The 13,013-nt window shown below is 74.4% G+C and carries 3 protein-coding genes; all 3 read right to left on the bottom strand.

What is annotated here, in order from left to right:
• Position 1: 1 nt before the first annotated feature.
• Positions 2-223 carry an MbtH family protein gene (locus AB0L00_RS33075; RefSeq protein ID WP_364441040.1) on the bottom strand — a complete coding sequence of 74 codons (222 nt, stop codon included), beginning with the start codon at positions 221-223 and terminating at the stop codon, positions 2-4.
• The gene (locus tag AB0L00_RS33080; RefSeq protein WP_364441041.1) at positions 220-3,963 is read right to left on the bottom strand and encodes an amino acid adenylation domain-containing protein; all 3,744 of its coding nucleotides are present in this window, start codon (positions 3,961-3,963) and stop codon (positions 220-222) included. The genes AB0L00_RS33075 and AB0L00_RS33080 overlap by 4 nt, the downstream gene beginning before the upstream one ends.
• A partial coding sequence (locus AB0L00_RS33085; protein ID WP_364441042.1) for an amino acid adenylation domain-containing protein occupies positions 3,960-13,013 on the bottom strand: 9,054 nt, incomplete at its 5' end. The genes AB0L00_RS33085 and AB0L00_RS33080, both read right to left, overlap by 4 nt.

Genomic DNA, 13,013 nt, shown 5'->3' on the forward strand with positions numbered 1-13,013 from the left:
GTCAGCCCCTCTCGTCCTGTTCCATGGCCGCGATGAGGCTCTTCGGGCGCATGTCGGTCCAGTGCTCGTTGACGTAGTCGAGGCAGGCCTGCCGGGTGTCCTCGCCGTGCGCGACGGTCCATCCCGCGGGCACGTCCGCGAACGTCGGCCACAGGGAGTGCTGCCCCTCCTCGTTGACGAGGACGAGGTAACGACCGTCGGGGTCTTCGAACGGGTTGGTCATGTCTCCAGACTCTCCTTCAACTTCGCGGCGATTCGGGCCAGCGGGCCGGGATCGGCCATCTCGGTGTGCGCGCAGTCGACCGGGTGCCGCTCGACGCGGCCGGCGTGCGGTGCCCAGATGTCGGCGGGCGGCGCCTCGGTGTTGCGCGCGGCGGTGAACAGCAGCAGGTCCCCGTCGAACCGGCCGGGGACGAACCGCCGCCCGTTGCGCAGGGCGTTCAGGTAGGCGCGGTACAGGCCCTCCAGGCGGCGGCCGTCGATCCCGCCGAGCGCGCTGCCCTCCAGGAGGGCGGCGACGTCCTCCGCCGTCACGTCGTCGGCGACGTCGAACCCGAGGTCGCGGAGCAGGTCCGGCAGCGGCACGTCGGCGTCCGGGTCCCCGTCGAGGGGGTAGGAGTCCATCAGCGCGAGCAGCGCGACCTGTTCGCCGTCCGCCCGCAGCCGTACGGCCATGGCGTGCGCGATCAGGCCGCCGAGCGACCAGCCCAGCAGGTGGTACGGCCCGGTCGGCTGGACGGTGCGGAGGACGGCGACGTAGTCGGCGGCCATCTCCTCCATCGATCCGGGCAGTTCCTCGTCGCGGGCGATGCCGCGTGCCTGCAGGCCGTACATCGGGCGGTCCGGCAGGTGGCGCAGCAGACCCGCGTACGACCAGGCCACGCCGACCGCCGGGTGTACGCAGAACAGCGGCGGCCGGTCGCTCCCCGCGCGCAGCGGCAGCAGCACGTCGAGCGGCGCCGTCCCGCCGGCGACCGCGGCCGTCCCGTCGGCGGTCCGGGCGTCGGTCGTGTCGAGGCGGCGGGCGAGCGCCGCGACCGTCGGGGCCTCGAACAGCGTGCGGACCGGCAGGCCGGCGCCCAGCTCGGCGCGGACCCGGCCGGTCAGGCGGGTGGCGAGCAGGGAGTCCCCGCCGAGCTCGAAGAACCCGTCGTCGACCCCGACCCGGTCGAGGCCCAGTACCTCCGCGAACAGGCCGCACAGGATCTCCTCCAGCGGACCCAGCGGCGGCCGGGAGGACCCGGCGAGCCCCGGCGCGGGCAGCGCCGCGCGGTCGAGCTTGCCGCTCGGGCTGAGCGGGAGGGCGTCCAGGACGACGATGGCGGAGGGCACCAGGTGGCCGGGCAGGGTCCGCGCCGCCGCCTCCCGAAGCTCGGCCGGGTCGGCGTCGCCGGTGACGTACGCGACGAGGCGGCGGTCGCCCGGCCGGTCCTCGCGGACGACGACCGCGGCCTGCCGGACGCCCTCCCGCTCGGTGAGCACCGTCTCGATCTCGCCCGGCTCGATCCGGAAGCCGCGCACCTTGACCTGCGCGTCCGTACGGCCGAGGTACTCCAGGCGGCCGTCGGCCCGCCGCCGGACGAGGTCCCCGGTCCGGTACATGCGGCCCGGCCCGAACGGGTCGGCCACGAAGCGTTCGGCGGTCTGCGCGGGCCGGTTCAGGTAGCCGCGGGCCAGGCCGATCCCGGCGACGTACAGCTCGCCGGGCACGCCGGGCGGCACGGGCCGCAGCCTGGCGTCCAGGACGTACACCCGCGCGCCGGTGATCGGCAGCCCGATCGTCGAGGCGTCGTCGGTGAGCGGCGCGCTCATCGTCGCCGCCACGGTCGTCTCCGTCGGCCCGTACGCGTTGATCATCCGGCGGCCGGGCGCCCAGCGTTCGACGAGACCGGGCGGGCACGCCTCGCCGCCGACGACGAGGGTGCGCGGGTTCGCCAGGCCCTCCGGGGCAACGCCGGCGAGCACGGCCGGGGCGACGAAGCCGTGCGTCACCTGCCGCAGCGCGTCGCGGAGCGCCTCGCCGCCGTACACGTCCGGGGGCACGATCGTCACCGTCCCGCCCGAGGCGAGGCCCATGAGCAGCTCGAACACCGACGCGTCGAAGCTCGGCGAGGAGAAGTGCAGCGTCCGGTCGCCCGGCGCCAGGCCGAATCCCGCGATCTCGGTCGCGGCGAGGCCGGCCAGGCCCGCGTGCGTGACGACGACGCCCTTCGGCCGCCCGGTCGACCCGGAGGTGTAGATGACGTACGCCGCGTTCTCCGGCCGTACCGGTCTGGTGGGGACGTCGCGTCCGATCGTCGGCGGGGGCAGGCGCGGTCCGTCGTACGGGAGCGGCACGCCGGGGTGGGCGATCACGCAGGCGGGGCGGGCGTCGTCCAGCATGTACGCGACGCGGTCCGGCGGATAGCCGGGGTCGATCGGCAGGTACGCGCCGCCCGCCCGGCTGACGGCGAGGGCCGAGACGACGAACTCCGCCGATCGCGGCAGCGCGATCGCCACGACCGTCTCCGTGCCGACACCGAGCCCGGCCAGCTCGCCGGCGAGCGCCCCGGCCCGCGCCCACAACTCCGCGTACGTGAGCGTCTCGGAGCCCCCGACGGTCGTGACGGCGGGGGCGTCGGGGGTCTGCTCGACCCAGGTCCCGACCAGTTCCGGGAGCGTACGGGGCGGTGCGGCGGGCGGGCCGGCCGCCCAGTCGCCCAGGATCCGGGCGCGTTCGCCCGGAAGGAGGACGTCCAGGTCCGCGACGGGGGTGTCGGGCCGCGCGGCCATCGCGCGCAGCAGGCGTTCGACGCGGGCGAGCAGCAGCCCGGCCTCCGCGTCGTCGTACGCGTCGGGCCGGTGGTCGAGGCGCAGCCACAGCCGGTCGCCGCCGAGCGGCGCGCCGACCAGCGCGAGGGGGTAGTGCGTCGCGTCGAAGAGGTCCACGCGGGTCAGCCGTACGTCGCCGAGCGCGATATCCCCAGGCTGGGGATAGTTCTCGAACGCGGTCATCGTGTCGAACAGCGGCGTCCGGCTGACCTCGGTCAACCCGGCGTGCTGGTGGGGGAACAGCTCGGCCTGCTCCTCCTGCAGGCGGGTCAGCAGGGCCGCGACCGACCGCTCCTCGTCGATCCGGACGCGCACGGGGACGGTGTTGACGAACAGCCCGACCATCCGCTCGACGCCGGGGATCTCCGTTGGCCGGCCGGACACCGCCGCACCGAACACGACGTCGTCGCGGCCGGTCAGCCGGGACAGCAGCAGTCCCCACGCCCCCTGGACGAGCGTGTTCGCCGTGAGGCCGTGCCGCCGGACGGCGGACAGGTCCAGGCCGACCTCCGTGGTGACCCGTCGCGGCGGCAGCGGCGGCCCGGCCGCCGTCGCGGGGGCGACCAGCGTCGGCTCCTCCACCCCGTCGAGGGCCTTCCCCCACGCCTCGCGGGCCGCCGTACGGTCCCGGCCGGCCAGCCATTCGAGGTACCGCTTGTACGGCGTGACGGGAGCGGGCTCGCCGCCGAGGTACAGCGTGAAGAACTCCTCCGCCAGGACCGGCATCGACCAGCCGTCCAGGAGGATGTGGTGGCTCGTGACGATGAGCCGGTTTCGCTCCGGCCCCTCCGGCACGAGGGTGAACCGCAGCAGCGGCGGCCGGGCCAGGTCGAACGGCCGGGTTCGTTCGCGCTCGGCGACCGCGTCGGGGTCGCCGGTCGCCTCCTCCCAGGGCAGCGGCACCTCGCGGTGCACGAGCTGGACCGGCTCGCCGTTCTTGCGCTGCCGGAAGCCGCACCGCAGGTTCGCGTGCCGGGCGAGCAGCGCGGACGCGGCGCGCTTCAGCGCCGCGACGTCGAGGGGGCCCGCAAGGTCGAGCACGAGCTGCGTCGCGTACAGGTCCCGGTCGTCCAGCGCGGCGTGGAAGTACAGCCCCTGCTGGAGGGGGGACAGCGGCAGGACGTCCTCCAGCCGCCCGCGTCCGGTGGTCACAGCTCCTCCAGCTCGGCCTCGAACTCGTCGATCTCGTCCTGGCCGAGGTGGACCAGGGAGAGGTCCGACGGCGTGTGCCCGCCGTCCTCCGTGACGGCCAGCTCCCGCAGCGCCGCCGCCCACTCCTCGGCGAGCGCCCGCACGTCGTCCTCGTCGTAGAGGCCGGACGCGTACGACCAGGTCACCTTCAGGTGCGGGCCGTCCGGCAGGTCGGGGGTGACCGCGTTGACGTCGATGCCGTGTGGCAGCGGCGTGCCCGGACCGTGGCCCATGCCGAGCAGGTCGGACTCCGGCGCGGTGGACCAGTCGCCCTGTCCGGGGTTCACCCGGCCCTGGTAGTTGAAGCCGAGCTGCGGCGTCACGGTGAGCGTGCCGCGCGTCGCCGGGGTGAGGTGCCGCAGCAGCCCGTACCCGAGACCCTCGCCGGGGACGGCGCGGAGCTGTTCCTTGACGCGTTTCAGGGCGGGGCCCGGATCGTCGGTGCCGGGGGCCAGCCGCACCGGGTACAGGGCGGTGAACCACCCGACCGTGCGGGACAGGTCCGCGCCCAGGTCGGCGCGGCCGTGGCCCTCCAGGTCGACGAGCAGGCCGTCGCGCCCGTGCCGGCGGCGCACGGCCAGGGCCAGCGCGGTGAGCAGGACGTCGTTCACGGTGCCGTGGAAGGCCGCCGGAACGGTCGTCAGCAGCGGTTCGGTGACCTCGGGCGGCAGGCTCGTCCGCACGTGCCGTACGGTCTCGGCGGTGTCCCGCGTCGGGTCCAGGGCCCGGCGGGCCAGCGGTGGATCGTCCTCCAGCGCGGCCCAGTGCGGGAGTTCGTCCACAAGCTGTGGATCGTTCGCCGCCGCGACGAGCCGCCGCGCCCACCCGCGGAACGACGTCGGGACCGGGTCGAGCGGGTGGTCCTCCAGTGCCAGCACGAGGTCGGGGAGCAGGATCCGCCACGAGACGCCGTCGACGACGAGGTGGTGCAGCGTCAGCAACAATCGGCCCGGCGCGTCGCCCGCGTCGAACCAGACCACCCGCACCGTCGCGCCCGTCGCCGGGTCCAGGGCCCGCCGCGCCGCGTCCGCGTGCTCCGCGATGCCGTCCAGGCCCTCGACCCGGGTGACGTGCGGCCGCCCCGTACCGGGCGGCGTGATCTCGGCGTGTCGCCCGTCGAACCGCAGGCGCAGCGCGTCGTGGTGGTCCACGAGCGTCTCGACGGCCCGCGTCAGCCGGTCCAGGCCCAGGCCGGGCGGCACGGTGAGCAGCGCCGACTGGTGCAGTGAGCCGCCCAGCCCGGCGAACCAGCTCATGATCGGCGTGAGCGGCACCGGCCCGACGCCCGCCCCTTCCGGCTCCGGCGTCGCGCCGTCCTGGCCGGCGGGCCGCGCGACCGCCGCCAGCGCCCCGGGCGTCCGGTGCCGGAACACCTCCCGCGCCGTGACGACGAGGCCCTCGCGCCGGGTCCGCGCGACGAGCTGGATCGCGACGATGCTGTCCCCGCCCAGGTCGAAGAAGCCGTCGTCGGCGCCGACCGGCCCGTCCAGGCCGAGGACCTCGGCGAACAGCCGGCAGAGCAGTTCCTCCTCCCGCGTGCGCGGCGCGCGGCCCGACGCGCGGAACTCGGGCGCGGGCAGCGCCGCGCGGTCGAGCTTCCCGCTAGCGGTGAGCGGCAGTGCGGGCAGTGGGACGACGGCCGCCGGGACCATGTACTCCGGCAGCCGGTCGCGGACGAACGCCCGCAGCTCGGCCGGGTCGGCGTCGCCCACGACGTACGCGACGAGACGCCGCCCGCCGGGCGGTTCCTCCCGGACGAGCACGGCGGCCTGGGACACGGCCTCGTGCCCGGTCAGCACGGACTCCACCTCGCCCGGCTCCACCCGGAAGCCGCGGATCTTGATCTGGTGGTCCGTACGGCCGAGGTACTCCAGCCGCCCGTCGGCGCGGTGCCGGACGAGGTCGCCGGTGCGGTACATCCGCTCGCCCGGCGCGCCGTACGGGTCGGCGACGAAGCGGTCCGCCGTGAGGTCCGGCCGGCCGAGGTAGCCGCGGGCCAGGCTGAGACCGGCGGCGTACAGCTCTCCGGGCACGCCGGGCGGGACCGGCCGCAGGTACTCGTCGAGCACGTACACGCGGGTGTTCGCCACCGGGGCGCCCATCGGCGGGACGACCCGGCCGGACAGCGGCGCGCTGACGGTGGTGGCCACCGTCGTCTCCGTCGGGCCGTACGCGTTGATCATGCGGTGGTCGCGCGACCAGCGCTCCACGAGCTCGGGCGGGCAGGCCTCACCGGCGACGACCAGTGTCAGTCCCGGCGGCAGTCCGTCGAGGGTGGGCAGCGCGGCCGGCGGCAGCGTCGCGTGCGTGACACGCCGCTCGGCGGCCAGCTCGGCCAGCGGCGCGCCGGGGACGAGACGGTCGGCCGGCGCCAGCACGAGAGTCGCCCCGGACAGGAGCGCGGCGAGCTCCCAGAACGCCGCGTCGAAGCCCGGCGACGCGAACTGCAGCACCCGGCTCCCCGGGCCGATCCCCAGACGTTCGCGCTGCGTCGCCGCCAGGCTCGCGATCCCCCGGTGGGTGACGACGACCCCCTTCGGCCGTCCCGTCGACCCGGACGTGTAGATCACGTACGCCGCGCCGTCGACCCGACCGCTCCGGGAGGGCACGGCGTTCGGCGGGCCGTCGGGTGTCTCGACGCCCTCCTCGGTGACCACGCACACCGGGTCGGCGTCCGCCAGCAGGTACGCGACGCGGTCCGGCGGATAGGTGATGTCGATCGGCAGGTACGCCGCGCCGGTCATGGCGACGGCCAGCTCCGTCACGACGAGGCCGACGGACCGGGGCAGGGCGATCGCCACGATCCGCTCCGGCCCGGCGCCCAGCTCGGCGAGCCGGTCCGCGAGCTCCGCCGCACGCGCGGCCAGGTCGGCGTACGTCAGCTCCTCGTCCTCGAAGACGACCGCCGTCGCGTCCGGTGTCGCGGCCGCCTGCGCCCGGAACAGCTCGGCCAGCGTCGCGTCCGGCACCGGCCGGGCGGTGTCGCCCCACTCCACCAGCATCCGGCGGCGTTCGCCGTCGTCCAGCAGGTCGATCGCGCCGATGCGGGCATCGGGGTCGGCGGCGACGGCGATCAGGAGACGGCCCAGTCGCGCGGCGATGGCCTCGGCGGTCGCCGCGTCGAACAGGTCCGTCGCGTACTCCAGCACCCCCTCGAGGCTCTCCTCCAGGCTCAGCGTCAGGTCGAACTTGGCGACCCCGGCGTGCAGCGGTAGCGGCTCGGCGGTGCCGCCGCCGGAGAGCCGGAGTTCGGCCGAGGGGTTGTTCTGGAAGGCGAGCATGACCTGGAAGAGCGGGTGGCGGGCCAGGCTGCGGGGTGGGTTGAGGATTTCCACGAGGCGTTCGAAGGGCAGGTCCTGGTGTTGGTAGGCGGCCAGGTCGGTGTCGCGGACGCGGTCGACGAGTTCGCGGAACGTCGGATCGCCGTCGGTACGCGTGCGCAGGACGAGGGTGTTGACGAACATGCCCACCAGGTCGTCGAGGGCCTGGTCGGTGCGTCCGGCGATGGGCGTGCCGATGGGGATGTCGGTGCCGGCGCCGAGGCGGGTGAGCAGCGCGGCGAGGGCCGCCTGCACGACCATGAACACGCTGGCGTTCGTCCGCCGGGCCAGCGCCCTGACCCTCTCGGCGTCGAGCCGTACGGGCACCTGTCCGCCCTGGTGGGACGCCTGGGCGGGGCGGGGGCGGTCGGTGGGCAGGTCGAGCTGGTCGGGGAGGTCGGCGAGGGTGTCGCGCCAGTAGGCGACCTGCCGGGAGATCAGGCTGTCCGGGTCGTCTTCGGAGCCGAGCAGGTTCCGCTGCCAGAGGGCGTAGTCGGCGTACTGCACCGGCAGCGGTTCCCAGGCGGGCGGCCGGTCCTCGGTGCGAGCGGCGTAGGCGGTGATCAGGTCGCGGGCCAGGGGCGCGAAGGACCAGCCGTCGGCGGCGATGTGGTGCAGCACCAGCAACAGCACCTGCTCGCCGGGCCCGGTCACGTACAGGTGGGCGCGGATCGGGATCTTCACCGCGAGGTCGAAGCCGTACGCCGCGTCCCGGGCCAGAGCCGCCGCGACATCGTCGGTCTCCTCGACCCGGAGCTCGGGCCGCTCGTCCTCCAGGATCACCTGGTACGGGGCGCCGTCCGACTCCGGGAAGATCGTTCGTAGCGCCTCGTGCCGGGCGACCACGTCGGCCAGTGCCGCCCGCAGCGCGTCGACGTCCACCTCGCCGGTCAGCCGGAACGCCAGCGGCATCGCGTACGTGGCGCTGCGGCCCTCGAGCCGGGCCAGGTACCAGAGGCGTCGCTGCGCGTACGACAGCGGTGGGGCCGCCGCCGTGCGGGAAGATGGCGTGAGCGGCGGTCGGCCCGTGTCCGCTCCCTCGGCGACCTCGGCGAGGCCGGCGACCGTGGGCGTCTCGAACAGTGCCCGGACCGGGATCTCGACGCCGAGGACGGCGCGGACGCGGGCGACGACGCGGGTGGCCAGCAGTGAGTCCCCGCCCAGTTCGAAGAATCCGTCGTCGACTCCGACGACCGGCGTGCCCAGCACCTCCGCGAAGACCCCGCACAAGACCTCCTCGACCGGCGTCCGGGGGCCGCGCGACGACGCTCCGACCTCCGGCGCGGGCAGCGCCCGGCGGTCGACCTTGCCGTTGGGCGTCAGCGGCAGCGCCTCCAGGACCACGATCGAGGACGGCAGCATGTAGTCCGGCAGGCTCTGCCCCGCGAACTTCCGCAGCTCTGCCGGGTCCGCCGGCCCGACGACGTACGCGGTGACGCGCCGGTCGCCGGGCCGGTCCTCCCGCACGACGGCGACGGCCTGCGAGACGGACTCGTGCGCGGTCAGCACGGTCTCGATCTCGCCCAGCTCGATGCGAAACCCCCGGATCTTCACCTGGTGGTCGACCCGGCCGAGGTACTCGATCCGCCCATCGGCGCGATACCGCGCGAGGTCGCCGGTGCGGTACATGCGGCCGGGCCCGTACGGGTCGGCCGTGAACCGTTCGGCCGTCAGGTCCGGGCGGCCGAGGTACCCGCGCGCCAGCCCCGCCCCGGCGATGTACAGCTCGCCGGGGACGCCCGGCGGCACCGGCCGCAGCGCGGCGTCGAGGATGTAGACCCGTGTGTTCGCGAGGGGACGCCCGATCGGCGGCCGGGCCGCCGAAGCCTCGTCGAGCTCCACGCCGGTGGACCAGATCGTCGTCTCGGTCGGGCCGTACAGGTTGCGGACCGAGCAGCCGCGCTCGAGCAGGGCGCGGGCGAGCCCGGCGGGCAGCGCCTCCCCGCCCACGAGCACCCGGAGCCCGCCGAGGTCGGGAGGCTCGGGAAGCTTGGTGAGCTCCTGCCAGAGGGTCGGGGTGGCCTGCATGACGGTGGCGTCCGCGAGGAGCCGGCCGAGCCGCGCGGGGTCGGCGACCTCCTCCTCGCGCGCGAGCCGGACCCGGGCCCCGGCCAGCAGCGGCGAGTAGATCTCCGGCACCGAGATGTCGAAGCCGACCGTGGTCACCGCGACGAGCGTGTCGTCCGGCGTGAGCGGAACCTGCTCGGCCATCGAGAGCAGGAGGTTCGTGACGGTGCCGTGCGGCACGACGACGCCCTTCGGCCGTCCGGTCGACCCGGACGTGTAGATCACGTACGCCGGGTGGTCCGGCCGCGAGTCCCGCGCGGCGACGGGCCCGGCGGGCGCGTCCGGTCGCAGCGGCAGCCGGACCGAGCTCAGCCCGCGGGGGAGTACGTGCGCCGTCGCCTCGCAGGTCACCGCCGCGACCGGCCGGGCGTCCTCGATCATCATCGCGATGCGGTCGGCGGGGAAGCGCATGTCGATGGGCAGGTAGGCCGCGCCCGTCTTGTGCACGGCGAGCAGCGCGACGACGAGTTCGGCGGTACGCGGCAGGGCCAGGGCGACGAGCCGTTCGGGGCCCGCGCCGTGCTTCTCGACCAGGTGGCGGGCCAGCCGGTCCGCCTCCTCGTTCAGCCGCGCGTACGTGAACGTCACCGGGGCGGCCGGGTCGTCGAGCGTGCCCGCGACGAGCGCCGGGGCGTCCGGCGTCCGGGCCACCTGCGCCTCGAAGAGTTCGGGGGGCGTGACGTCGGGGACCGGACGGGCCGTGGTGTTCCACTCCTCCAGGACCCGATGCCGTTCCCTTTCGTCGAGGACGTCGAGGTCGCGCAGCGCGACGTCCGGATCCGCGACGGCCGCGCGGAGCAGCCGGACGAACCGCGTGACGATCGTCTCGGCGGTCGCCTCGTCGAACAGGTCGGTCGCGTACTCCAGCACCCCGCTCAGCCCGTCACCGTCCCCCAGCACGAAGTGCAGGTCGAACTTGGCGGTCGCGGTGTCCGCGTCCAGGGGTTCGGCGGTGAGGCCGGGGAGGTCGAGCCGCGCGCGCGGGTTGTTCTGGAAGGCGAGCATGACCTGGAAGAGCGGGTGGCGGGCCAGGCTGCGGGGTGGGTTGAGGATTTCCACGAGGCGTTCGAAGGGCAGGTCCTGGTGTTGGTAGGCGGCTAGGTCGGTGTCGCGGACGCGGTCGACGAGTTCGCGGAAGGTCGGGTTTCCGGTGGTGTCGGTGCGCAGGACGAGGGTGTTGACGAACATGCCGACGAGGTCGTCGAGGGCCTGGTCGGTGCGCCCGGCGATGGGCGTGCCGATGGGGATGTCGGTGCCGGCGCCGAGGCGGGTGAGCAGCGCGGCGAGAGCGGCCTGCACGACCATGAACACGCTGCTGTGCGCGCTCCGGGCCAACGCGGCGATCCCGGCGCGGAGCTCCGGATCGATGTCCACCGGAACCCTTTTGCCCTGGTAGGAGGCCTGGGCGGGGCGGGGACGGTCGGTGGGCAGGTCGAGTTGCTCAGGGAGGTCGGCGAGGGCGTCGCGCCAGTAGGTGATCTGTCGGGAGATGAGGCTGTCGGGGTCGTCTTCGGAGCCGAGCAGGTTCCGCTGCCAGAGGGCGTAGTCGGCGTACTGCACCGGCAGCGGTTCCCAGGCGGGCGGCCGGTCCTCGGTGCGAGCGGCGTAGGCGGTGATCAGGTCGCGGGCCAGGGGCGCGAAGGACCAGCCGTCGGCGGCGATGTGGTGCAGCACCAGCAACAGCACCTGCTCGCCGGGCCCGGTCACGTACAGGTGAGCGCGGATCGGGATCTCCACCGACAGATCGAAGCCTGCGGCCGCGTCCCGGACCGGCGCGGCCGACAGGCCATCGACCTCGGCGACCCGTAGCCCGGGCCGCACGTCATCAAGGATCACCTGGCAGGGTTCGCCGTCGACCTGCCGATAGACGGTCCGCAACACCTCGTGCCGGGCGACCACGTCGGTCAGTGCCGACCGTAGCGCGTCGACGTCCACCTCGCCGGTCAGCCGGAGCGCCAGCGGCATGGTGTACGTGGCGCTGCGGCCCTCCAGTTGGTCGAGGAACCACAGTCGCTGCTGCGCGTACGACAGCGGAAGCCGATCCGGCCGCGACGCCGGCCCGAGCTTCGGCTGGGAGCCGTGGCGGGCATCGTCGAGCCGCTCGGCCAGCGCGGCGACGGTCGGGGCGTCGAAGAGGGTCCGCACACCGACCTCGACGTCGAGCACGGCGCGGATCCGGCTGACCATGCGGATCGCCAGAAGCGAGTCGCCGCCGAGGGCGAAGAAGTCGTCCTCCGGGCCGACGCGGTCGACCCCCAGCAGTTCGGCGAACAGCCCGCACAGGATCTCCTCGGTCGCCGTCCGGGGTGTCCGCGAGGAGGCGGCGGAGAACTCGGGCTCGGGCAGCGCCCGGCGATCCAGCTTGCCGCTGGGGGTCAGCGGCAGCTCGTCGAGGACCACGATCGCGGCCGGGACCATGGCCTCGGGAAGGCTGCGAGCGGCATGCGCACGCAGGTCCGCTTTCAGCCGGGCGGGATCGGTCTCGGCCGCCCGCGCCACGACGTACCCGACCAGCCGGACCCCGTCCGTGCCGTACGGCCGGGCGGCGACGGCGCAGTGGGCGACGTCCTCGTGGCCGGCGAGGGTGTTCTCGATTTCGCCGAGTTCGATGCGGACGCCGCGGATCTTGACCTGGTGGTCGGTGCGGCCGAGGTATTCGAGGTGGCCGTGGTGGTTCCAGCGTGCGAGGTCTCCGGTGCGGTACATCCGCTGTCCGGTTCCGTACGGGTCGGCGATGAACCGTTCGGCGGTCAGGGCGGGCCGGTCGTGGTACCCGCGGGCGAGTTGGTCCCCGGCGAGGTACAGCTCGCCGGGCACGCCGGGCGGGACGGGCCGTAGGGCCGCGTCGAGGACGTAGGCGCGGGTGTTCCAGATGGGCCGCCCGATGGGAACGCTCGCGGAGCCCGGTTCGTAGCGCCATGAGGTGACATCGACGGATGCCTCGGTCGGCCCGTACAGATTGTGCAGCTCCGTGTCGGGGAACAGTTCGTGGAACCGTGCGGCCAGTTCCGGTGGCAGCGCTTCGCCGCTGCACAGCACCCGGTGCAGCCCCGTGCAGCCTGTCGCCTCCGGTTCGGTGAGGAACGCGGCCAGCATCGACGGGACGAAGTGCGCGGTCGTCACGTCCTGGCGCTTGATCAGCCGGGCGAGGTAGCGGGCGTCACGGTGGCCGTCGGGCCGGGCGATGACGAGCGCGGCACCGGTCTGCAGGGGCCAGAAGAACTCCCACACCGACACGTCGAACGTCGCCGGGGTCTTCTGCACCACCCGGTCACCGGGCCCCAGCCCGTACTCGCTCTGCATCCACAGCAGCCGGTTGACGATCCCGGCGTGCGGGACGACGACGCCCTTGGGGCGTCCGGTGGAACCCGACGTGTAGATCACGTACGCGGTGTCGTCCGGGGTCGTCGTACGGACCGGGGCGGTGTCGGCGAACCCGGCCAGTTCCTCGTCCACCTCCGGATCGTCGATGATCAGCGATGGCGTCTCGCCCGGCAGCCGGTCCGCGACCCCGGCCGTGGTGACGACGACGGTCGGCCGGGTGTCGGCGAGGACGTACGCGACCCGGTCGGCCGGGTGATCCGGGTCGACCGGAAGGTACGCCGCGCCCGCCTTGACGACGGC

Origin of the sequence: Actinoallomurus sp. NPDC052308 (assembly GCF_040679195.1) — a bacterium.
GTDB classification, from domain to species: Bacteria; Actinomycetota; Actinomycetes; order Streptosporangiales; family Streptosporangiaceae; genus Actinoallomurus; species Actinoallomurus liliacearum.